The organism is Robertmurraya sp., assembly GCF_036676585.1.
Classification (GTDB): Bacteria; Bacillota; Bacilli; order Bacillales; family Cytobacillaceae; genus Robertmurraya_A.
The window spans coordinates 1-22876 of record NZ_JAKFCQ010000077.1 but is presented as its reverse complement, the minus strand read 5'-3'; the positions used below and the strand labels follow the sequence as shown (position 1 = coordinate 22876).

The following is a 22876-nucleotide window of genomic DNA, read 5'->3' as shown; positions in this document are numbered from 1 at the left end:
AAAGGTAGAAGGTAGGGGAAGAACGATGAGTAATGAATCAATGAAAATCCCACAAGCAACGGCGAAAAGACTACCATTGTATTATCGCTTTTTAAATAGTTTACACTCATCAGGAAAGCAACGAGTTTCATCTGCTGAACTAAGTGAGGCGGTGAAGGTCGATTCTGCAACGATTCGAAGAGATTTTTCATACTTTGGTGCGTTAGGCAAAAAGGGATACGGTTACAATGTAAACTATCTATTATCCTTTTTCCGTAAAACACTCGACCAAGATGAGTTAACGAAGGTTGCTTTAATTGGAGTGGGGAATTTAGGGACAGCATTTTTAAATTATAATTTCTTAAAAAATAATAATACAAAAATTGCTGTTGCATTTGACGTAGTAGAAGATAAGGTAGGCACAAAAATTGGAGAAGTGCCCGTCTATCATATGGATGATCTAGAAGAGGTTATTGAAAGAGAAGATATTCAGGTAGCGATATTAACCGTTCCAGCAACGGTCGCACAATCCATTACTGATCGAATGGTTCAAGGAACGGTGAGAGGAATTTTAAACTTTACACCGGCCCGATTAACGGTTCCATCATCAATAAGGGTTCATCATATTGATTTGGCTATTGAGTTACAGTCACTTGTGTACTTTTTAAAGCACTATTCAGTGGATGAAGAAATGGTAGAGGAATAAACAACAAGCCGCCCCTTAGTGGAGCGGCTATTTCTTTTGCTGTTTCTTAATCTCTTTAATTTTAAAATGTAAAAGAATCATCCGAATGCCTGAACCAATATCAAATGTTGCTAGCAAGACAAGCAGGTAAGTAAAAAAGCCCCACTCTCCATTTTGTTGTAAGTCCTGAATCGCAAACACTGTGAACAGAGCACCTAAGACGATGTATATAATTCCTGAGAATAAAGGTGACTGTCTCATAAGAAGAATCCTCCAATAAAGCTTTGCATTTGTTCTGCTTGTTTGATTAATTTTTCTAAGTCTTCCCTATATACGGATTGCACAAGTACAACGAACGTATTCATTGATACGTGAGCAACGATTGGAACGAGAATACGATTGGTTTTTACGTACAAATACGCAAAGGTGAATCCCATCGCCGAATAAAGTAGGGTATGCTCAGGCTCCATATGGGCAAATGAAAAAATGACGGAGCTAAGCAACGCAGATAGGAAAAAGTTAAAACGCTTATAAAATGCCACAAAAATGATCTTACGAAAGACAATTTCTTCTAATATAGGACCAATAACTGAGCTAACGACAATCATAATAGGAAAAGTTTCAATGATACGTAAAATCTGTTGTGTATTATCAGATCCTACCTCAATACCAATCAAACGTTCAATATTCGCAGCAAAGGCTTGGGCAAATAGGGCAAGAAAGACACCTGTGATGGACCAGAGGATCGACCGACCTAAGCTTGCTCCGTTTCTTACTTCATTTGCAGTTACCATCTCTTTACGCAACAGCAGCAGGACAACAACAAGTGTGATAGAAAAGCTGATGACAAGCCAAGTGACACCTGCAAACCCTTGAGAGTGATTTGTATTAAAACCAATCATTTCCATTACAAGAGAGGTTATAGGGACACCAATAAAGCTTGAAAGCTGCATTGCAATATAAGCAATTAATATAATCCAATATTCACGTTTCAAAACAAGTCTCCTTTTCAATCCAATATAGTTATTCTACTCGTAAACATCAGGTTGTATCAAATAAGAAGAATTATTGTCCGTATTTTAGCATTATATGGATAGAATAGATGGAAAAGTACATACTTAGTAAGGTTGTATAATTAACAAGTTATGGGAGGACTTTTACAAAAAATTTATAAAAAAAAGCGGTTTCTCGCTTGCAAAAAAAGAAGAGATTCATTAATATAATAGTTGTGTTAGCACTCTAGTTAAGTGAGTGCTAATAATAAAATCTTACATATATTTGAGGAGGTTGTTTCACTTGTTAAAGCCACTAGGTGATCGCATTGTAATTGAGCTAGTTGAAACGGAAGAAAAAACGGCAAGCGGTATTGTACTACCAGACTCTGCTAAAGAGAAGCCTCAAGAAGGCAAAGTAGTTGCTGTCGGCACTGGCCGCGTACTTGAAAGCGGTGAGCGTGTAGCTCTTGAAGTTTCTGTGGACGACCGCATTATCTTCTCAAAATACGCTGGCACAGAAGTTAAGTTCGAAGGAAAAGAGTACTTAATTCTACGTGAAAACGATATTCTTGCTATTCTTGGATAAGAGTAGAACTTTCTTATTTTAAAACTAAACGAAGACAGAATAGATTGAAAAAACTCGAGGAGGGTATTTTACAATGGCTAAAGAAATTAAGTTTAGTGAAGACGCACGTCGCTCGATGCTTCGTGGGGTAGATGCACTTGCAAATGCGGTAAAAGTAACATTAGGACCAAAGGGACGTAACGTGGTTCTTGAAAAGAAATTCGGTTCACCACTTATTACAAATGATGGTGTAACAATTGCAAAAGAAATCGAACTTGAAGATGCATTCGAAAACATGGGTGCTAAGCTTGTTGCTGAAGTAGCTAGCAAAACAAATGATGTTGCTGGTGACGGTACGACAACTGCAACGGTTCTTGCTCAAGCGATGATCCGCGAAGGCTTAAAGAACGTTACAGCTGGTGCGAACCCAATGGGTATCCGTAAAGGGATGGATAAGGCAGTAGCAGTAGCGGTTGAAGAGCTTCGTGCGATTTCTAAGCCAATTGAAAACAAAGCTTCTATCGCACAAGTTGCAGCTATTTCTGCAGCTGATGATGAAGTAGGACAATTAATTGCTGAAGCAATGGAGCGCGTTGGTAACGACGGCGTAATCACAATCGAAGAATCAAAAGGCTTCACTACTGAGCTTGATGTAGTAGAAGGTATGCAATTCGATCGTGGATATGCATCTCCATACATGGTAACTGACTCTGATAAAATGGAAGCTGTTTTAGACAATCCATTTATCTTAATTACTGACAAGAAAATTGGAAGCATCCAAGAAATCCTTCCAGTTCTAGAGCAAGTTGTACAACAAGGTAAGCCATTATTACTTGTTGCTGAGGATGTAGAAGGAGAAGCATTAGCTACTTTAGTAGTTAACAAGCTTCGTGGAACATTCAATGCAGTAGCGGTTAAAGCTCCTGGTTTCGGTGACCGTCGTAAAGCTATGCTTGAAGACATCGCTATCCTAACAGGTGGAGAAGTGATCACTGAAGAGCTAGGTCGTGACCTTAAGTCTGCAACGATTCAATCTTTAGGACGCGCTTCTAAAGTTGTTGTAACAAAAGAAAATACAACAATCGTTGAAGGTGCTGGAGACTCTGCACAAATCGCAGGTCGTGTAAACCAAATACGTGCGCAAATGGAAGAAACAACTTCTGAATTTGACCGCGAAAAATTACAAGAGCGCTTAGCTAAGTTAGCTGGCGGTGTAGCAGTTGTTAAAGTTGGAGCTGCTACTGAAACAGAATTAAAAGAGCGCAAGCTTCGTATTGAAGACGCATTGAACTCAACTCGTGCAGCTGTTGAAGAAGGTATCGTTTCTGGTGGTGGTGTTGCCCTACTTAACGTATACAAAAAAGTGGCTGCTATCGAAGCAACTGGCGACGTAAAAACAGGTATCAACATCGTATTACGTGCGATGGAAGAACCAGTTCGCACAATTGCACACAATGCGGGTCTTGAAGGATCTGTTATCGTAGACCGCTTAAAGCGTGAAGAAATTGGAACAGGCTTCAACGCAGCTACTGGCGAGTGGGTAAACATGATCGAAGCTGGTATCGTTGACCCAACTAAAGTAACTCGTTCAGCTCTTCAAAACGCTGGATCTGTTGCAGCAATGTTCTTAACAACTGAAGCAGTTGTTGCTGACATTAAAGAAGATACTCCTGCAATGCCTGACATGGGCGGCATGGGTGGAATGGGCGGCATGATGTAATAATGCCCCTCAACCCTTGATATGACTGGGTTTGTTGGTAAGGTGAGAGTGGTTTGCTAACATTGAGGATTTTAACGGAGGCCTCTCATGAGTTCGATGAACTTGTGGGAGGCTTCTTTTTTCAAACCTTCCTTTTTGTTCTTTTTCAAAGTTCTCGTCATAAGCAATTATTTTTTAAACGCTTCCCTTTATTGTTTAAGGGGCTTATTTTTAGTTAAGCTAAAACTTGTTGACATTTAAGAGAACTCGTTATATTATTATCTATAAATGAATATCAGAGCTTTATAAGGATTGTTACTGAAAGCAGGCAAGACCTTATTTTTATGTAAACGTTAACCATATAGTTAATAGTTAACGTTTACATGAAAATAGGTCTTTTTGTGTGCGAAAAAGTTGATTCAAAGGAGGGGAACAACTTGAAAATTACTAGAGTTATAAACAATAATGTCATTTGTGCCATAAATCCCCGACGTCAGGAACTAATACTTTTAGGCAATGGAATAGGCTTTCAAAAGAAAAAAGGGGACCCAGTAGATATAGAAAAAATAGAAAAAGAATTCTATTTAAAATCAAAAAATGTTGCAGGAAAGCTATATGCATTACTTGCTCAAATTCCAATGGAGTATATGCGTGTTTCAGAGAGTATTATTAAGACTGCTAAATTAGAACTTAAAGCAGAATTAAATGATAATATATATATAACATTAACGGATCATATTAGTTTTGCAGTAACCCGATACAAAAATGGTGTAGAATTTAAAAATGGGTTATTGTGGGAAATAAAGAAGTTTTATGCTTCAGAATATAAGGTTGCTCTTAAAGCTTTGGATATTATTAATAGAGAATTTAATGTTAATTTGAAAGAGGATGAAGCAGGAGCTATCGCGCTTCATATTATTAACGCTGAACTAGGATACGATATGGAAGGAACTGTTAAGATTACGCAGTTCATTCAAAAGATTTTAAAGATAGTAAGATATTATTTTAAAGTCGATTTAGATGAAGATTCTTTATATTATGTGAGATTTATTACTCACTTGAAATTTTTTGCTTATCGTTTGTTCAGCACTACAAACATTCCTATAGAAAACAGTGATATCGATTTCCAAGAATTAATTAAATCAAAGTACAAAGAGGAATACCAATGTAGTTTGAAAATCAGAGAACAAATAAGACAAGTTTATGGAAAAGAACTAACCGATGAGGATCTGATATATTTAGCTGTTCATATTAGACGAGTTATAATTAACTAAATTTTATTACACATTTAAATATTAGAACATTAACTAGGAATGTTACTGATTAAGCAGGCATGACCTAGGGTCCCGATATGTAAAGAGACACGATCACTATTCTTTACATTCCGGGACCCTAGGTCTTTTTTTTATTTATTTAAATATGGGAGGATTATATGGACTATCAAAAAACAGCTACCGATATATTAAATCATGTCGGTGGGGAAAAAAACATTGAGCATGTCACACATTGTGCAACGAGATTACGCTTTAACTTAAAAGATGATTCCAAAGCAGACACTGATTCAATTAAGAAGATAAAGGGCGTATTAGGTACCGCCAATAGTGGTGGACAGTATCAAATTATTATTGGAAGTAATGTAAACAATGTTCATGATGAACTGATTAAGTTAGGTAATTTTAAAACCGATACCACTGATAACTCAGGTAATAAGAAGAGAGGTTTTTCGCTTATTTTAGATACGCTATCTGGTATTTTTACGCCTATTTTACCAGCAATGATAGGCTGTGCAATGATTAAGGCATTGCTTGTTATCTTAAGTGTCACTTCTTTAATATCTAAGGAATCTGAAATTTTTACCATTTTAACATTTATTAGTGATTCAGCTTATTATTTTCTACCAATGTTATTAGCTTGGAGTGCTGCAGTAAAATTTAAAGTAAATGTTGGATTAGCGATTGCACTTGCCGGTGTATTGTTACACCCTACTTTTTCAACATTGTTGAGTAGTGAAGACGCTATTACATTTTTAGGTATTCCTGTTACTAAAGCTACCTACGGCTCCTCCGTTATCCCAATTATTTTGGCTGTTTGGGTCATGTCCTATGTGGAGAAATTTGCAGATAAGGTTTCGCCTAATATAATAAAAACAATGCTTAAACCTTTGCTTATCATTTTAATCATGGCTCCATTAACTTTAATTACTATCGGCCCACTAGGAGCAATAATAGGTAACTATGTTGCGGAATTTGTAGGTTTTGTTAATACGAACATGGGTTGGTTAGTCTCAGGTATCGTTGGGGCAACATTTCCTTTCTTGATTATGACAGGTATGCATTATAGTTTAGGTCCTATTGCGATAACAGCTTATACAACAACGGGATTAGAACCAATTGTAGGACCAGGTATGTTAATCCACAGCCTTGCTCAAGGTGGAGCTGCATTAGCAGTTGCTTTGCTAACAAAGGATAAGCAGGTTAAACAAATTGCAAGCTCTACCAGTGCAACAGCTGTACTTGGAGTTACAGAACCTGCACTCTTCGGGATTGCACTAAGATTTAAAAAGGCGTTAATCGCTATTGTTATTGCAGGAGCAGTCGGTGGGATTTATGTTGGGTCCTTTGGTGTTGCACGATCTGCAATGGGTATAACGGGGCTAGCTACTTTGCCGGCCTTTATTACAGAAGATCCTTATAATTTATTACATGCTGTAATTGGTTGTGCGATAGGCTTTTTAGTGGCTTTCGTGATGGTATTTATTTTAAGATTTAAGGATGTAGACGAAGAAGAGTCTCAAGAGAAGGATGAAGAAAATGATCTAGTGAAAATTCATCAATCACTTAAAAATAGTGTTCTTACATCACCGTTAAAAGGTGATGTAGTGGAATTAAATAATGTTAAGGATGAAACTTTTTCAAGCGGAGTTTTAGGAAAGGGTATTGCTATTCTTCCTAAAGAAGGACGCTTATTCTCACCTGTAAAAGGTAAAATAACCACTATATTCCCTACTCTACATGCTATAGGAATAACATCCGAAGACGGAATTGAAATGTTAATTCACATAGGCTTGGATACTGTTAAATTAGAAGGGAAATATTTTAAAGCCAAAGCAAAGAGTGGCGATCAAGTAAACGTTGGCGATTTATTAATAGAATTTGATATAGATGGAATTAAAAATGAAGGCTATGATTTAATTACTCCAATTATTATTACTAACACAAATAAATATCTGGATGTTCTAACTACAGAAAAGGAAACAATTGATACAGAAGAAATACTATTAACGATTGTATCTGATCAGTATATGTCTGAGAGGGGAAAAGAAAATGAATAAAAAAAATGTATTACCTGTTGATTTTATGTGGGGAGGAGCCACTGCAGCGAATCAATATGAGGGCGCTTGGAACGTAGGAGGTAAAAAGGCAAGTACAGCGGATGTTATGACTGGTGGATCGCATACGACTCCAAGACGTATTACTAAACATATAGAAGAAGGAACTTATTATCCTTCCCATGAAGCAGTTGACTTTTATCATCATTATAAAGAAGATATCAAATTATTTGCTGAGATGGGATTTAAATGTTTTAGAATGTCTATTGCTTGGTCAAGAATATTCCCGAATGTTGATGATAAAGTAGCAAATGAAGAAGGGCTTAAATTCTACGACAACGTCTTTTCTGAATTGAAAAAATACAATATTGAACCTATTGTAACCATTTCTCATTATGAAGCTCCTTTCGCTTTAACTGAAAAATATAATGGCTGGGCATCTAGAGAGGCCATTGATCATTATGTGCGCTATTGTAATACACTTTTCAAGCGTTATAAAGATGTAGTTAAGTATTGGATAACTTTTAATGAGATTAATAGCTTAATGGTTCCTGCAGGTGCATTTATAGCTGGAGCATTGTTAGTAGATGACAGTGGCATTTTTAACAATATAACTGTTGATAGCTCTCAAATGAGATTTCAAGCATTACATCACCAACTGGTTGCTAGTGCAAAAGCAGTGAATATAGCTCATCAAATTAATCCTGATTTCAAGGTTGGGTGTATGATTAATTATAGCTTGGGCTATGCAAGCACATGTAATCCTAAAGACATTATCAAAGCTCAAAAGCAAGACCAAATTAATAATATGATTTGCGGGGATGTGCATGTTCGTGGGGAGTATCCAACATTCACAAAACGTTATTTTGAGGAAAGCAATATTAAAATTGAGATGGCAGAAGGGGATGAAGAAACACTAAAAAATGGCTGTGTGGATTTCTATACGTTCAGTTATTATAAGTCTCATGTTGTTGGGACTCGCCCCGAGGGTGATGTAACGCAAGGCAATGTATTTGGTGGATTTAAAAACCCTTACTTAAAAGCTAATGACTGGGGATGGCAAATTGATCCTGAAGGACTACGATATGTACTGAATCATGTGTATGACCGTTACAAAATCCCAATGATGGTTGTTGAGAATGGTTTAGGTGCTGTTGATATTGTAGAAAAGGATGGAAAAATAAACGATGATTACCGTATAAAGTTTCTTAGAGAACACATTGAACAAATGAAGGAAGCGGTATACGATGGTGTAGAACTAATAGGATATACTCCATGGGGTTGTATTGATATAGTTAGTGCATCAACAGGAGAAATGAAGAAACGCTATGGCTTTATCTATGTAGATAAAGATAATGATGGAAAAGGTACTTTAAATAGACGTAAAAAGAAAAGTTTTAATTGGTATCAGCAAGTAATAGCGACAAATGGAGAGGAAATATAATTAAAGCATTAGCTTCGGCATAATTATATTGAAAAACTTGTTCGCAAGTACCAACAAACTACTTATAATTAGGATTGGTAGTTTTGTCTAAATCTTAATATATAAGGTAACGGGAAATGTTCCAAAATCTCTTGAGACAACAGCAACAATCAAATGATCCATTTTAAAACATGGGGAAGGTTGAAGAAAGTCAGCTAACTGACCTATCTGAAAAAAACCCATTTACTAAGCAACGGAATTTAAATAATAGAGGTGAAAATAATATAGTCCGCACTCATGGTGTTAACCCTCAATGGAACCAATTATCAGAAGAAGCAAGATTAAAAGCAACTGGAAAAATGGGAGGAATTTCGGGCAAGGGAATGGGGCTTGCTCTAGATGTAACATTAAAAGTTAAGGGATTAAACAACGAAAATAAAAAATCAAATAGTTGAATATAACAGCAGGAAGAGAACCCTTCTTTAAATAGTTTATTCTGTTCTTTAATTAGTTGAGTCATTTATTAAAATTTCGCTTTAATTTACTGTTCGTATGAAAAATTGAATTCATTATTTAGGGCTCCTTTTGCTTTGTTTAGTTGAGTTTTTTAAAAATCATATGTTAGAAGGTAAAATCATAAACTGCTAACAATTTTGCTAACGCAATCCCATAAAAAACGGTAAATCCCCGTTAAAGATGTTACAGTAAGGAACATCCGAAACGTTGATCTACCGCACTTTTTGCACTCAATGTTAACAATATTACACTCTAGCAACCTACGGGCGGCATGATGTAATCATGTCCTCCATCCCTTGCGATATGAGGGTTAATAAGTAAGATGAGAGTGGAAAACTAACATTTTGCTAACATAGAGGATATTAACGGAGGTTTCTCATAAGTTAACTAACTTATGGGAAGCTTCCTTTTTTATTTTGTTTACGATTTGTTCCTGCGAAAATTTAATGAAACTTACTTATGGTTAAACCGTATATATAAGGTAATAAAAAGACGAAACATGATTTTGAAAGGGGAGAGGGCCATGGAATATTTTATTGGTTTTATTTTGATCGGATTCTTCATTCTGCTAGGAAGTACGTTGTTTTCAAGCGGGAAGAAAAAATCATTAACGAATGACCCAATCCCAGAACAACTAGGTGTAGAGATAAAAGAAGGAATCCCGATTGTGAAAAAGCTCGATCAATCCTTACCAGACTTTTATATAGACAATGTGAAAAACCGTGTCTTACAGAGTCATCCTAAATGGAAGGATCATGAGTTCGACTGGGGAATGTTTGAGTTAAAGCGGTATTTCTTGATGAATAGTTTATTAAAAACAGTTCCGATGTTCAGCCATCATGTAGATGAAATTTGGCATGAGATGCTCATGTTTACAAGGGATTACGAGAAGTTTTCCAAGGACTTTTACAATGATACACTGCATCACACTCCTAATTTGGATAGCACACCGATTCCAGGCGAACGAGCGTTTTTTGATTGGGTTTATATTAGTTTATTTGAAGTGACTGCGAATAGTAGAGCCATCTGGGGGAGTTTTTTACAGAACCCAATTAAGCGTGAGATTTTAGATGATTTCCTTCTATTACCTGAAGACGAGTTACTATCAAAATATTTTAGAAAAAATGAAGATTGGCTGGAAGTGAAAAGATACTTAATTAGTAAAATGAAGAATGAGATTCATGAGGCCAAGCAGCAATACACAGATTCAAAGGAGTTTGCTCCACATCCATCAACTAATAGTGCCTACATTTATTCATTTGCAGCGGGGGCAGCTGTCTATTATTCACTATACGATGAAGAAGAATTTCATGAGCAGATGAGCGAAGTTGTTCCTGAAGAATACCAAAAAGCTGCTCCTTTCAGTGGAGGATCTTCTTGTTCTGGTTTTGCTTGTAGCAGTGATTCAGGCGATTCAGGTGGCGGGGGAGACTCAGGAGGTTCCAGTTGCTCCAGTTGTGGAGGAGGCTGTAGTAGTTAAACAGAAGCCGGGATCGGTTTCTGTTTTTTTATAATTTATTCTGCCTCACAAAATGCATGATTCCCCACTGACAAGCTTCTGTATGTATAAAAATACTTCCACTTACCTTCCTGTACATTTTCTTAATTTCTCGATAAACATCCATACTCTTGTCCCCCTTCATGAATAACATGTTATGAAGGAGGTGAAAGGGTAATGTCAAAGAAGAAAAAGAAGAAAGAGAAGTGCTGTTGTTCCCATCAAATTTTTAATCCAATCGTACAACCCTGTTCGCTCTCAAAAGTACAAATTATCCCTATAAGAGACATACCGGACAATTGCCAATTAGTTTGTGTAGGTCCTTTTTGCTCATTAGTCTGCTTTGGTTCTGATTTACGAGTCATTCATTGTGACATAGTCTGTGATGATGCTGGCAATTGCAATGTGATATGCACACCTGACGACAACAGCTAATGCAGAGCGTGTCCTCCTTGTCGCTATCAATTTAAATAAACTTTAGAAAGGAGTGAAGTTTTATTATGTCATCATTCAATAATGACCATTTTAGTAAAGCTGTTAACATACCTAACCCTTTGTATCAATCCTTACAGGGGAGATATTTTGTTGGACAAACAGAACACATTCGTTTCGGAAAAGGAAAAAATGCGTGGGGAGGCTTGATTAACCCGTTTAAATCTGATGTCAATTTATTTGTAAATGCATTTACCATAACCAATCATTCCAATCAACCTTTTGAAGCTGAAATTTGGTTTAATCCCATTCCTCCTGGGAAGCTAATGATATCGAATAATGTGACGCCCGCAAACACAGCCCTTTCGCCGCTTCCAAAGCCCCAAGTAAAAATCGCATCCGCTGAATTTGTTGAAGAATTTCCAAGAAGAGGGGTAATGGCATTTAGACGGATTGTCCCCGCGCAAAGTACTTTAACCAGTGATGAAGATGGGAAATTTATCTTTCCACCGGGCGGGTCATTTATAATTTTTTTAGTTTCACCAAATAATGAAATCATTCAGGCAGAAGTTGCGTTCGGCTGGTTTGAAAAAAATAAAAGGGAATAAATAAAAATACAAAAAGGTTCTAAAGTTCTTTATACAAAATAAAGAAGTTTGAGAACCGTACATATCCCTTTGTACAAAATATATTTGATAACCAAAAGTTTCTTGAACCATTTATGCAGAAAGAAGGACTACAACTCCCGAAATTATAGTAAAATATGGTAATGAAAAGAAGTGGTAGAATCATAGAGGCACTTGGGAAAAAACTAAAATATTTTTAGGATATGAAGAGGAGGGGAGACTTTTGAAAGTACTCTTAAAAATATTTATCGGAGTCATCATCATGTTTTCTTTAACAGGTTGTATAGGGGAGGAGTATGACTTTACTCCACCTTCAGTTACCCTTTTTAGTAGCAATATCATACTAGAAGAAGCAAATATAGATTGGCATTCGGATAAGGAGTATAAAAAAGAAACGGAAGATATCCTATCTTTGGCGAAAAAGCAAAAACAAACCTTTATTGCGGCTGGACAAAAGGAAGAAATATCCCTAGACAGTGAAGATTTTGCTGTTAATAAGTTAAGTGTTTCGGTGTGGCAGAGTGATCAAAAGATAGATTTAGAACTACAAGACCGTTCCTTTTATTTCCCAGAAGAAACAGGTGAATATGTAATTGAGGTGAACCTTCATACTGACAGTGGATTTGTCCAGTATGTAGGAAATATTGTTTTGGTAGATTAGAAGTACATACATATCATTTATGAAGAAATCAGAGTCAACTCAGGTGGAATATAGAGATTGAACGAAATATCCTAGAATAGGAAGGTTACTTAAATGAATAACACAACTAAAATGGTCATTGCCGTAAAAGGTGTAATTATAAATGAGGGGAGAGTACTAATTGTAAAAAGGTCAGAGGACGATGAGGTCGGTGGAGGAACCTGGGAGTGTGTCGGAGGAAAAATAGATTTTGGAGAGGGATTAGAGGATGCGTTGGTGAGGGAAATCAAAGAGGAAGTGGGTTTAGATGTCAACGTCAAACATATCCTGTATGCAACTACATTTAAAACAAACCCCACAAGGCAGGTGGTTATATTAACCTACTTGTGCACTAGCAGTAACCAAGAGGTGGTTCTTTCAAGTGAACACAGTGATCACCGGTGGGTAACAAAAGATCAACTAAAGACATATTTGCCGTTAGACATTATTCGTGACTTCGAGAGAAATCATGTTTTCTCTTTGCTTTGAACAAAAGAAATAACCACTTCCTATTGCATCAAAATGAGGTTCTCTTGGATTTTTGAGATAAAACTCACTCCCTTTTAAATAAGATGTCTTATCCTTAATCGAGTAACCAGCACAAGGAAAATAAGCGGAGTTTTTTCGGTTAGATGCAGAATGGAGCTTGTTTCGGGGTAAATAAGGGGAGCTTTTCCGCTTATGCAAAGCAAAATCTCCCATTTTGGCATTTTTCGAGCCAATAGGCGGAATCTCTCCGTCTATTTAAGCCTTTTTTAATAATAATTACTAATTAAGCGGAATTTCTCCGACTATTTATCAGCTGGGGTGCTTAATCTGATCCCCCAACCGATAAGTGCGAACCCTCTTGAACCTAGATGTGGGAATCAGTAGCTATTATCGATAAATAAAGAAAAGACGTATGTCAAATTCATACGTCTTTTCTTGTGTCTTTTAAAATAAGAAAGCACCCGAAAATGGAACCCTTTAATCAAAGGTAGGGAGTGGTTATATTTAAATTACTTTACTACCTCAGGCTTCAATAAAACACTGATCAACCGATCCATTCCGAGTTCAATGGTTTCAGGGGTTGAATGGCTAAAGTTTAGTCTGAATGTGTTGTTCTTTGGTTCATTCACGTAGAATGGTGCACCTGGAACAAAGGCAACTCCTTTTTCCACTGCTTGGTTTAATAAAGCGGTTGTGTTTAAAAGCTCATTCCCTTCTACCCAAATAAACATTCCGCCTTTTGGTTCCTTCCATTTGAATAAATCTGGCCCTAATTTATTTAAATAATCTCTCATGATCGTCATGCGTTCATAGTAGACACTTCTTATTAAATCGATATGGGAAGCAAGGTTGAAATCACGTAATAAATAATAGAGAGCCTGCTGGTCGATCGAACTGGAATGTAAATCATTCATCTGCTTCGCTTGTACCATCATATTGATGACTTCCGATGGTCCAGTTACCCAGCCTGTTCGTAACGCAGGAACCACAGACTTTGAAAATGTACTCGTATAGATTACATGGCTATGATCATAGTCAAAGGAGGCTACTGGACAATATCGTTCCTCTGGATGAAATTGAATATCCCCATATGGATCGTCCTCTAAAATAAGGACATTATATTCTTGGCAAAGGCTTAGCAACTTTCGACGTCTCTCATCGCTCCAGACCTTCCCGTCCGGATTAGCAAAGGTTGGAATGACATAAACAAATTTAGGACTCCATGTTTGCAATTTCTCTTTTAAATCTTCAGGTAACATCCCGTCTTCATCGCTGCTAACGGAAATGACATTTGCCCCGTAAGATCTAAAAACCTGGAGAGCAGCTAAGTAGGTTGGATCCTCTGTAAGGATAACATCTCCGGGAGTCAGCATGATCCGTGAGAACAAGTCAATGGCTTGCTGAGAGCCTGTTGTTACGAGAATATTGTCAACAGTAGATGAAATTCCTCTATCCGCCATCTTTGCTTTAATGGCTTCTCTAAGCGGAACAAATCCTTCTGTTAACCCATATTGCAAAGAAGAATTTCCTGAAGCAAATACTTTCTCGTAGGCAATTTTTACTTGTTCAATAGGAAAGATATCTTCTGCTGGTAATCCACCAGCAAAGGAGATCACGTGTCCTTGTTGAGTAACCTTAAGAATATCTCTAACTGCAGATGATGCATAGTTTTTAGTTTGGGGTGCAAATGAATAATGCATGGTGGTCGCTTCCTTCTATTAATAGTCTGTTAGTTGATTAAAGTAAAATTAAATCGGCATATAATATATTGTTATAAATAGTACAATATAACATCCAGGTTGCGCAACGATTTTTTTAAAATATTTAGAAAAATTAAATAAATACTCTTAATAAAGGGTCTGTGTATTGACAATTTTCTGACTAGTGATAAAAATATTATAATAACATATTGCGAACTGAAATGAAGGAGCAAAAGGAAATGGATAAAGATTTATTAACTGTCCAAATTGGGGAAAGGCTGCGGTATTTCCGGCAACAGCGTCATTTGACGTTAGAAGATTTGGCTGAGTTAACAGGTGTTAGTAAACCGATGATTGGACAAATTGAGCGTGGCACCTCTAACCCTACTGTTTCGACTCTTTGGAAAATTGCAGCAGGACTTCAGATTCCTTTTGCTTCTTTCTTAACGACGAATCCCTCAATTAAAATTAATAAAGTAGAGGAACAACCTTTTTTTACGGATGATGATGATTTATTTGAAGTGTATAACACATTTTCATCTCCTGGTATTCCATTTGAACTGTATAGAGTTCGTTTGTTACCTGGGTGTAAGCATTTTTCTGAACAAAGTGGAGCGGGTACACTGAAGTCTATTACTGTCCTTTCCGGAAGTTTAACTGTAAAAATTGGAGAGGAAGAACCTTTTACGATTGATCAGGGGGATTCTGTCTCCTTTACGACGGATATTTCTCAAATCTATGAAAATGCTTCGGACAAGTTATGCGAAATAAATATGGCAATTTATTACTCTCGTAGCCAAGTGCAAATTTAATTGGTATAAATTGATTATTAAAGCGGAGGCCTAGCTTAAAACCTACCTAAATCACCAATAATTTAGAGGAAGTATAAGAATACTTTGTGACAATTCCAAATTGTATTGACAATGAGTCGTTCCAACCCTACTATTGATAATAGTTATCATTATCAACTTAGGAGGAGCAAATAGTATGTTAAACCGCATAACAAAGAAACCAGTTTTAATTATGTCAGTGATCATTCTTATTTTATCTATAGCATTACTTGGTTGTTCAAATGATTCAGTAGAAAATGAGGGGACGACAGGTGAAGATGGAAATGTGATTACTTTCGCTTGGCCAAGAGATATAGGTGAACTGAATCCGCATATGTATAATCCATCACAATTATTTTCTACATCGATGGTATATGAGCCTTTAGTAAGCTATGGTGATGGTGGAGAGCTAAAACCACATTTAGCAGAGTCTTGGGATATCTCTGCGGATGGGAAAGAATATGTGTTCCATTTACGTCAAGATGTCAAATTTTCGGATGGCACGAGTTTTAATGCAGAGATTGTGAAAAAGAACTTTGATGCTATACTTAATAATGTCGATTTACACAGTTGGTTAGGATTTATTTCAAAGATTGCTCAAACAGAGGTTGTTGACGAGCATACGTTTAAATTAACATTAACAGAACCCTATTACCCTACTATTCAGGAGTTAGCTGTTGTACGCCCTGTACGTTTCCTTGGAGAAGCAGGTTTCCCTGAGGATGGTGACACTTCTAAAGGTGTAGAAAAGCCAGTTGGGACAGGTCCATGGGTATTGGAAGAATATAAAGTCGATGAATACGCTATTTTCACACGTAACGAAAATTATTGGGGAGAAGTCCCAAGTGTTGAGCAAATTAAGGTTAAAGTTGTCCCTGATGCAGAAACGCGCGTACTTGCCTTTGAAAAAGGAGATTTAGACCTTCTTTATGGTGAGGGGGTTATCAGTATAGATTCTTTTAATCAGTTAGAATCTACTGGTTCTTATGAAACCAGCATATCTGAACCAGTTGCTACTAGGCAGCTTGTGATGAATACGAATAAAGAACAACTATCAGATGAACGTGTCCGTCAAGCTTTACACTATGGATTTAATAAGGAAGCTTTAGTTGAGGGAGTGACATCTGGCTTAGAAGAGAAGGCAGACTATATCTTACCGACAAACCTCCCTTACACTTCAGAGGTGGCTGCAACCAAGGTTGATTATGATGTTGAAAAAGCAGTGCAATTATTAGATGAAGCCGGCTGGAAGTTGCCAAAAGGAAAAACGGTTCGTGAAAAAGATGGTCAACCACTAGAAATAGAGTTAATGTATAACTCAGCTGAGTCGATTCAAAAAACAATGGCTGAAACCTTGCAATCAGAATGGGCAGGATTAGGTGTAAAGCTAAATATTGTTGGAGTTGAGCTTACCACTCAAGTAGAAAGATTTAAAGCGAATGAGTTTGAAATGAACTTCTTTAGTAACTATGGGGCACCATATGACCCGCATACTTTTGTAAACGTCGTTGCTACAGAAGGATTTGGATTTAACGAAGCGATTTCAGCTTATCCTAATAAGGAAGAGATACTTAACCAGATTGCTCAGGTAACAAAAACAACAGATGAAACAGAACGACAACAACTTTATACAGAAATTTTAGGCTCATTGCAAGAGCAAGGTGCAATCGTACCTATTTCGTATATTAAGAAAATAGCTATTTATCAAAAAGATGTTTCTGATTTTACATTCCCTGCGAACCGAGATGAACATCCATTTACAGGAATTAGTGTAAAATAATAAACAACAGGAGGAGGTATTATGGGGACTTATGTCTTGAAACGAATCATCACCATTGTTCCAATTTTTCTTATAGCCACTTTAGTAACATTTGGAATGATCAATCTATCACCAGTAGACCCAGCAGAGGCTTACTTTGCTACAGCGCATATCCAGGCAACAGATGAGATGTTAGAACAAAAAAGACATGAGTTCGGCCTAGATCAACCTCTCCTTATTCAATATGTAAACACCATCATTAAGATATGCCAATTTGATTTTGGCATATCTTATGTTACGAATAAGCCTGTTTGGGAAGAGATTTCCTCTCGATTGCCAGCGACGATTCAGTTAACGATAGGGAGCCTTTTGATCGCTATTTTAGTAAGTGTACCTTTAGGCTTTTTAGCAGGTATAAAGAAAAACAGTGGAATGGACCATTTTAGTCGATTCCTCTCTTTTATTGGAGCATCCATCCCATCTTTTTGGCTTGGATATTTATTTATTTTTTTCTTTTCTGTTAAATTGGACCTTTTCCCTGTAGAAGGTACGGGAACGTGGAAACATTTGATTTTACCTTCAGTCACTTTGGCATTCCCTTTAATTGCTTTATATACCAGACTGTTACGTGCAAGTGTTCTAGAAAATTTACAAGAGTCTTATGTGCTTTTTGCTAGAACGAGAGGGTTTCATGAAAAAATGATCATGGGAAAGCATGTATTAAGAATGGCTATCTCTCCAATGATTACGGGACTAGGAATGAATATAGGAAACTTATTAACTGGGGCGATCATTGTAGAGGCCGTCTTTTCATGGCCAGGTTTTGGACGGTTTTTTATTGATGCCATTTTTAACCGTGATGTTCCTGTTATTCAAGCCTATGTATTATTGGCTGCGGGTGTTTTCCTTATAAGCAACTTAATTGTCGACCTGGTCCAAATGTATATTGACCCACGTATTTCTAGAAAAGGAAGGCAATATCAATGATTGCAAAGCTTCAATATCAATTAAAAAGCCAAAAAGTGATTGTTATTTCTTCTTTTATATTGTTCGGATTATTTATGATTACGCTCTTAGCTCCTTGGCTTGCACCAAATGACCCTATTGCGGTGAATTTAGCTCACAAACTTCAGCAACCTTCATGGGATTACCCATTAGGAACAGACCATTTAGGCCGATGTACATTTTCCCGTATTCTTTATGGTGCTCGCATCTCTCTCGGTTTTGCTATGCTCATTTTCATTTCGGCTTTGAGTATCGGATTAATTATTGGGATCATAGCAGGGTATAAAGGTGGTTGGGTGGATCAGTTACTCATGAGATTTGGTGATGGCTTAATGGCGATTCCAAGTCTATTGCTTGTTATTGGTTTTGTTGGTATATGGGGAGCGGGTCTAAAACAAGTCATTTTAGGATTGATATTCGTACAATGGGTTTATTACGCAAGGGTCATCCGAGGCATGGTTCTAAGCCTAAAAGAACAGAATTATATTACGGCAGCTAAAATCAGTGGTTCCTCCACATGGACCATTATGAAAAAACATATTATCCCGAATGTCATTCCTTCTTTAGCGGTAATGGGAACATTAGAAATGGGTTGGGCAATTATGAATCTGTCATCGATGTCCTTTTTAGGATTAGGGGTCCAACCTCCTACACCAGAGTGGGGGGCTATGATTCTAGAAGGAAAGTCATATATCAGAACGAATCCAGCTTTGATGCTTTACCCAGGTTTGATGATTATGATAGTGGTTGTTACCTTTAACTTATTAGGCGAAGCACTATCAGAACGATATGGGGTTAAACGTCGCTATTGAACTACCCCCACCTACTCGCTAACGTTCCTTGAAGTGGGGGATTCCTAAGTACGGGGTTCTATCGCACCCTAATTCATTAGGCTAACCCCGTAGTTCCTACGGTTAAAAGCCTTATGGCTTCATTTTTTAGATTTTGTCCTGCATTAATATCTCTTTGGTGATGCGATCCGCACGAAATGCACGTCCATTCACGCAAATTGAGGTTCTTAACGTCTTTATTTTGATAGCCGCAACACGAACATAGTTGAGAACTAGCAAAGGTTTTGGATACAACTACTACTTGTTTTCTGTACCATTTTGCTTTGTACTCTAACATCGTTCTAAATTGTGACCAAGAGACTTCGCTAATGGCTTTCGCTAAGTTGTGATTTTTTAGCATTTTTGCTACTTGCAAATCTTCAATTCCTATAACATCGTGGTTTTTGATGATATTTGTTGAGATTTTTTGTAAGTAGTCGGCTCTCGCAAAGGAAATGCGCTCGTGGATCTTGGCAACTTTTATGCGCTGCTTATTCCAGTTCGAAGAACCCTTTTTTCTTCGCGAAAGGATGCGTTGAGCCTTAGCTAATGTCTCTTCAAGCTTACGAAACCATTTAGGATTAGAAAACACTTCACCCGTATTTAAAATAGCAAAGTCTTTTAGTCCGAGATCCACACCAACTGAAAAACCTGTTTGTTCAAATGGCTGTACGTCAACTTCTGCAAGGATCGACACGAAGTATTTACCCGAGGGGTTACGCCTAATGGTAGCATTTAATATGCGTCCTTCCACTTCTCGACTTTTGGCAAAACGGATCCTTCCGAGCTTAGGAAATTTAATTTTATTACCCTCAATAGCAATATTTCCGTTTGTCTGTTTAGTCGTGTAGGATTGGACGTTATTTCTCTTAGACTTAAAACGAGGGGCATCATTTTGCTTTTTGAAAAAACGAGTGAATGAATCAGCAAGGTTCTTAAGTGAGGATTGTAGAGAAATGCTATCAACCTCTCTTAGCCAGGGTAGTTCCTTTTTCAACTGAGTCAATTTTGCTGAACAGGTGTTATAGGTCAGCCCTCTTCCTGTTTCTTTATACGCATCGTTCCATTGTGCCAAAAAATGATTGAATACAAATCGAGAACATCCGATGGTTTTGGCGATGAGAATTCCCTGTTCTTTGTTTAGGTAGATACGAAATTTATACGCTTTATTGACAAGCATTTCACCTCACCTCCTACCAGAATGTATGTTCTTATTTTAACACAGAGAGGAAATTTTGGCTATCGCCAACCGTCATTCATCTCCCCCTTATCGTTGGGCTTCGCCCTTCACACGATTGAAGAGGGAGTCTTTTGTCGGGAAATAATAAAAAAGGACTGTTGATGAATGGAAACAAAAGGGCGAAACATTTTAAATGTACGAGACTTACGAGTGGAAGTAAGAACGAAAGAAGGTTTTTCTAAGCTTGTCCAGGATATTAATTTTGGAGTAAAAAAAGGGGAAATCCTTGGTCTTGTTGGGGAGAGCGGTAGTGGAAAAACCGTGACAAGTATGTCTATTTTACAGCTACACGATCGAAAGAACATGGACATTTCGGGGAGCATTACTCTACAAGGCAGGGAATTAAATGGCTTAAGTAACAAAGATATGCGGAAAATAAGAGGGAAGGATATTGCTTTTATTATGCAAAATCCGATGAATGCTTTTACTCCTGTTTTTACAATTGGTTATCAATTTATAGAAACCATTCAGGCTCACACTTCATTGAATAAAAAGGATGCTAGAGAGCTCGCGGTTAATGTGATGGAAAGTGTCAATTTGCCAGAGCCGGAGAAATTATTAAAATACTACCCTTTTCAACTAAGTGGAGGCATGCTCCAAAGAGTGATGATTGCCATGGCAGCATGTTTAAAACCGTCTGTTATCATTGCAGATGAGCCGACTACAGCACTTGATCTTCACAGCCAATTATTAGTTCTTCGTCTGTTAGAAAAAATTCGTGTGGAACATGGAACATCTATCTTACTTATTTCTCATGATCTTGGAGTGATTTCGGAAATGGCTGATCATGTCATCGTGATGAAACATGGGAAAATAGTAGAAACGGCCAATGTGCTAGAATTATTTGATAACCCACAACATGAATACACGAAGAAGCTATTAAGGACAAGGCCTACCTTATATTCTGAAAAACAACCTTATACTTATACGTTGTGAATACTGCTTGAAATTCCAGGAGGTGAAACCAATGAGCTTATTACAGGTAAAGCAAGTAAATCTAGGCTTTCATTCGAAAAGACTTTTTAAAGGCAAGGATCAACCAAAAGTTCTAAAGGATATTTCCTTTAATATTCAGGAAGGAACCTGTTTAGGCTTAATAGGTACTAGTGGAGCTGGTAAAAGTACGTTAGGGAGAGTCATTCTTGGAATTCAACGTCCAGATCAAGGTCAGGTTTTGTTTCAAGGACATGATATATACATGGCCGATAAACACACTAGACAAAAAATTCGTCGAGATCTCCAAGTAGTTTTTCAAGATTCCTATTCATCGGTAAATCCTCGGATGACAGCTGAATCGATAATCAGTGAGCCATTAGAAAACTATGAAAAACTAACCATAGAGGAACAAAGAAAAAACGTGATTGAACTATTGGAAAGAGTAGGCTTAAGTGAAAAGGATTTAAAAAAATACCCACATCAATTTAGTGGTGGACAATTGCAAAGGATTAATATTGCTCGGGCCATCGCTCTGAAACCGAGGTTGATTGTTCTTGACGAATCCGTAAGCAGTTTAGACATGGTCACGCAAAGCTTAATCTTACAATTATTAAGCGACTTAAAGGATGACTACGGCTTAGCGTATCTTTTTATCACACATGATATTAAAGCAGCTTTTTTCATTTCGGATCAAATAGGCATGCTTGAAAAAGGTGAGTTGCTAGAGCTCTACGATTCAAAAGACGAATTCTTTGCTTCCAAGCACCCTGTAGTGAAACGCTTAAGAGATTCTGTCCTTTCTGAACATCCACGCTTTCGTACGATTAGGACGTGGGAGAATAGGGTGTAATTTAAACAAAAAGTTAAGAATAGAACGATTTAATGTGGATTTTAGGAATAGTAAGAAATAATCATTGATAGTCCGAGTAATTCGGACAGGCCTGGAAAGGAATTGCCTTTGATAGTCCGAAAGCAGGATTGATTCAGACAGTCCAAGCAGGGAATTGCCTTTGGAAGTCCGAATGCGGGTGTGATTCGGACAGTCCAAGCAGGGAATTGCCTTTGAAAGTCCGAATGCGGGTGTGATTCGGACAGGCCAAGCAGGGAATTGCCTTTGAAAGTCCGAATGCGGGTGTGATTCGGACAGGCCGAGCAGAGAATTGCCTTTGGAAGTCCGAATGCAGGAGTGATTCGGACAGGCCAGGCAGGGTGTTGCCTTTGAAAGTCCGAATACGGGAGTGATTCGGACAGGCCAAGCAGAGAATTGCCTTTGGAAGTCCGACTGCAATTGTGATTCGGACAGAACTAGAAGGGTATTTCCTTTAGAGGCCGAGTGCGATGCATTAATCTTAATGGTTTAAGAGTTTTTAAAATGATAGTCTAAATGACATTAACTGTACTCGAGTATTGTCATTGTAAAAAAGTATGTCCCTTCAACTGCCAATTATACTAAAAGAACTTGAATATTCCTTTGTTTAAAAGAAAAGAAGCGTGAGTATTCTCACGCTACTTTTAGTATCGTTTTATTTTTATACACCAATATCTAGCTGAGATTCTTTTAATTTATTATTCCCCTTGACTCCCACCAAAAGCCTCTGGAATCATCGTAAATCCTTCAATCACCGTATCTTCTTCCACTTCAATCATAAGGTACCGTTTACC

General features: G+C 37.4%; 21 protein-coding genes. 17 read left to right on the top strand and 4 right to left on the bottom strand.

Annotation, left to right across the window (positions count from 1 at the left end):
* Positions 1-25: 25 nt before the first annotated feature.
* Positions 26-685 (top strand): redox-sensing transcriptional repressor Rex, encoded by a 660-nt coding sequence (locus ACGLXV_RS11040; RefSeq protein WP_119706378.1) that lies wholly within the window; start codon positions 26-28, stop codon positions 683-685.
* 27 nt (positions 686-712) lie between these two features.
* Here ACGLXV_RS11040 and ACGLXV_RS11035 read toward each other — a convergent pair whose 3' ends face one another.
* Positions 713-925, bottom strand: coding sequence for a YdiK family protein (locus tag ACGLXV_RS11035; protein ID WP_251523549.1), 213 nt, complete (start codon positions 923-925; stop codon positions 713-715).
* Positions 922-1659, bottom strand: a complete 738-nt coding sequence (locus ACGLXV_RS11030; protein ID WP_391558628.1) for a CPBP family intramembrane glutamic endopeptidase — start codon at positions 1657-1659, stop codon at positions 922-924. Before ACGLXV_RS11030 ends, ACGLXV_RS11035 begins: the two co-directional genes overlap by 4 nt.
* Positions 1660-1960: 301 nt before the next feature.
* On the opposite strand from ACGLXV_RS11030, the gene groES reads away from it, so the two are divergent.
* The 10 genes from groES (at position 1961) to ACGLXV_RS10980 (ending at position 12914) form a co-directional block, all read left to right on the top strand.
* On the top strand, positions 1961-2245 hold the full coding sequence (groES, locus tag ACGLXV_RS11025) for a co-chaperone GroES (protein WP_119706381.1): 285 nt from the start codon (positions 1961-1963) through the stop codon (positions 2243-2245).
* 73 nt (positions 2246-2318) lie between these two features.
* Positions 2319-3944 (top strand): chaperonin GroEL, encoded by a 1626-nt coding sequence (gene groL / locus ACGLXV_RS11020; RefSeq protein WP_391558627.1) that lies wholly within the window; start codon positions 2319-2321, stop codon positions 3942-3944.
* A gap of 416 nt (positions 3945-4360) precedes the next feature.
* Complete coding sequence (licT, locus tag ACGLXV_RS11015; protein ID WP_391558626.1) at positions 4361-5197, top strand: BglG family transcription antiterminator LicT; 837 nt, start codon at positions 4361-4363, stop codon at positions 5195-5197.
* Positions 5198-5355: 158 nt separating this feature from the next.
* On the top strand, positions 5356-7254 hold the full coding sequence (locus ACGLXV_RS11010; RefSeq protein ID WP_391558625.1) for a beta-glucoside-specific PTS transporter subunit IIABC: 1899 nt from the start codon (positions 5356-5358) through the stop codon (positions 7252-7254).
* A complete protein-coding gene (locus ACGLXV_RS11005) occupies positions 7247-8695 on the top strand; it encodes a glycoside hydrolase family 1 protein (RefSeq protein WP_391558624.1) in 1449 nt (482 codons plus the stop codon). The genes ACGLXV_RS11010 and ACGLXV_RS11005 overlap by 8 nt, the downstream gene beginning before the upstream one ends.
* A gap of 170 nt (positions 8696-8865) precedes the next feature.
* On the top strand, positions 8866-9129 hold the full coding sequence (locus tag ACGLXV_RS11000) for a C2 domain-containing protein (RefSeq protein WP_391558623.1): 264 nt from the start codon (positions 8866-8868) through the stop codon (positions 9127-9129).
* A gap of 584 nt (positions 9130-9713) precedes the next feature.
* On the top strand, positions 9714-10670 hold the full coding sequence (locus ACGLXV_RS10995) for a glycine-rich domain-containing protein (RefSeq protein ID WP_391558622.1): 957 nt from the start codon (positions 9714-9716) through the stop codon (positions 10668-10670).
* A gap of 518 nt (positions 10671-11188) precedes the next feature.
* The gene (locus tag ACGLXV_RS10990) at positions 11189-11728 is read left to right on the top strand and encodes a DUF6143 family protein (protein WP_391558621.1); all 540 of its coding nucleotides are present in this window, start codon (positions 11189-11191) and stop codon (positions 11726-11728) included.
* 241 nt (positions 11729-11969) lie between these two features.
* The gene (locus ACGLXV_RS10985) at positions 11970-12407 is read left to right on the top strand and encodes a hypothetical protein (RefSeq protein ID WP_391558620.1); all 438 of its coding nucleotides are present in this window, start codon (positions 11970-11972) and stop codon (positions 12405-12407) included.
* A 93-nt stretch (positions 12408-12500) separates the two neighbouring features.
* Entirely contained in the window at positions 12501-12914 is a 414-nt protein-coding gene (locus ACGLXV_RS10980; RefSeq protein ID WP_391558619.1) for an NUDIX hydrolase, read from the top strand.
* Positions 12915-13423: 509 nt separating this feature from the next.
* On the opposite strand, the gene ACGLXV_RS10975 is transcribed toward ACGLXV_RS10980, so the two are convergent.
* Positions 13424-14614, bottom strand: coding sequence for an aminotransferase-like domain-containing protein (locus ACGLXV_RS10975; protein WP_391558618.1), 1191 nt, complete (start codon positions 14612-14614; stop codon positions 13424-13426).
* Between the two features lie 239 nt (positions 14615-14853).
* Between ACGLXV_RS10975 and ACGLXV_RS10970 the strand changes: the two genes are divergently transcribed.
* The 4 genes from ACGLXV_RS10970 (at position 14854) to nikC (ending at position 19020) form a co-directional block, all read left to right on the top strand.
* A complete protein-coding gene (locus tag ACGLXV_RS10970) occupies positions 14854-15426 on the top strand; it encodes a helix-turn-helix domain-containing protein (protein WP_391558616.1) in 573 nt (190 codons plus the stop codon).
* A gap of 175 nt (positions 15427-15601) precedes the next feature.
* Positions 15602-17224 (top strand): nickel ABC transporter substrate-binding protein, encoded by a 1623-nt coding sequence (nikA, locus tag ACGLXV_RS10965; protein WP_391558615.1) that lies wholly within the window; start codon positions 15602-15604, stop codon positions 17222-17224.
* Between the two features lie 21 nt (positions 17225-17245).
* On the top strand, positions 17246-18190 hold the full coding sequence (gene nikB, locus ACGLXV_RS10960) for a nickel ABC transporter permease subunit NikB (protein WP_391558614.1): 945 nt from the start codon (positions 17246-17248) through the stop codon (positions 18188-18190).
* A complete protein-coding gene (gene nikC, locus ACGLXV_RS10955; protein WP_391558613.1) occupies positions 18187-19020 on the top strand; it encodes a nickel ABC transporter permease subunit NikC in 834 nt (277 codons plus the stop codon). The genes nikB and nikC overlap by 4 nt, the downstream gene beginning before the upstream one ends.
* Positions 19021-19096: 76 nt before the next feature.
* On the opposite strand, the gene tnpB is transcribed toward nikC, so the two are convergent.
* Positions 19097-20218, bottom strand: a complete 1122-nt coding sequence (gene tnpB, locus ACGLXV_RS10950; protein ID WP_391558612.1) for an IS200/IS605 family element RNA-guided endonuclease TnpB — start codon at positions 20216-20218, stop codon at positions 19097-19099.
* Between the two features lie 165 nt (positions 20219-20383).
* On the opposite strand from tnpB, the gene nikD reads away from it, so the two are divergent.
* Positions 20384-21214 carry a nickel import ATP-binding protein NikD gene (nikD, locus tag ACGLXV_RS10945; RefSeq protein ID WP_391558611.1) on the top strand — a complete coding sequence of 277 codons (831 nt, stop codon included), beginning with the start codon at positions 20384-20386 and terminating at the stop codon, positions 21212-21214.
* A gap of 31 nt (positions 21215-21245) precedes the next feature.
* On the top strand, positions 21246-22064 hold the full coding sequence (nikE, locus tag ACGLXV_RS10940) for a nickel import ATP-binding protein NikE (protein ID WP_391558610.1): 819 nt from the start codon (positions 21246-21248) through the stop codon (positions 22062-22064).
* Positions 22065-22876: the final 812 nt, after the last annotated feature.

Excerpts from the sequence above, each read along its gene's own strand:
- ACGLXV_RS11040 (WP_119706378.1), top strand. The coding sequence starts at position 26 with ATGAGTAATGAATCAATGAAAATCCCACAAGCAACGGCGAAAAGACTA.
- ACGLXV_RS11035 (WP_251523549.1), bottom strand. The coding sequence starts at position 925 with ATGAGACAGTCACCTTTATTCTCAGGAATTATATACATCGTCTTAGGT.
- groL (WP_391558627.1), top strand. The coding sequence starts at position 2,319 with ATGGCTAAAGAAATTAAGTTTAGTGAAGACGCACGTCGCTCGATGCTT.
- ACGLXV_RS11010 (WP_391558625.1), top strand. The coding sequence starts at position 5,356 with ATGGACTATCAAAAAACAGCTACCGATATATTAAATCATGTCGGTGGG.
- ACGLXV_RS11005 (WP_391558624.1), top strand. The coding sequence starts at position 7,247 with ATGAATAAAAAAAATGTATTACCTGTTGATTTTATGTGGGGAGGAGCC.
- ACGLXV_RS11000 (WP_391558623.1), top strand. The coding sequence starts at position 8,866 with ATGGGGAAGGTTGAAGAAAGTCAGCTAACTGACCTATCTGAAAAAAAC.
- ACGLXV_RS10995 (WP_391558622.1), top strand. The coding sequence starts at position 9,714 with ATGGAATATTTTATTGGTTTTATTTTGATCGGATTCTTCATTCTGCTA.
- ACGLXV_RS10990 (WP_391558621.1), top strand. The coding sequence starts at position 11,189 with ATGTCATCATTCAATAATGACCATTTTAGTAAAGCTGTTAACATACCT.
- ACGLXV_RS10980 (WP_391558619.1), top strand. The coding sequence starts at position 12,501 with ATGAATAACACAACTAAAATGGTCATTGCCGTAAAAGGTGTAATTATA.
- ACGLXV_RS10975 (WP_391558618.1), bottom strand. The coding sequence starts at position 14,614 with ATGCATTATTCATTTGCACCCCAAACTAAAAACTATGCATCATCTGCA.
- ACGLXV_RS10970 (WP_391558616.1), top strand. The coding sequence starts at position 14,854 with ATGGATAAAGATTTATTAACTGTCCAAATTGGGGAAAGGCTGCGGTAT.
- nikA (WP_391558615.1), top strand. The coding sequence starts at position 15,602 with ATGTTAAACCGCATAACAAAGAAACCAGTTTTAATTATGTCAGTGATC.
- nikB (WP_391558614.1), top strand. The coding sequence starts at position 17,246 with ATGGGGACTTATGTCTTGAAACGAATCATCACCATTGTTCCAATTTTT.
- nikC (WP_391558613.1), top strand. The coding sequence starts at position 18,187 with ATGATTGCAAAGCTTCAATATCAATTAAAAAGCCAAAAAGTGATTGTT.
- tnpB (WP_391558612.1), bottom strand. The coding sequence starts at position 20,218 with ATGCTTGTCAATAAAGCGTATAAATTTCGTATCTACCTAAACAAAGAA.
- nikD (WP_391558611.1), top strand. The coding sequence starts at position 20,384 with ATGGAAACAAAAGGGCGAAACATTTTAAATGTACGAGACTTACGAGTG.
- nikE (WP_391558610.1), top strand. The coding sequence starts at position 21,246 with ATGAGCTTATTACAGGTAAAGCAAGTAAATCTAGGCTTTCATTCGAAA.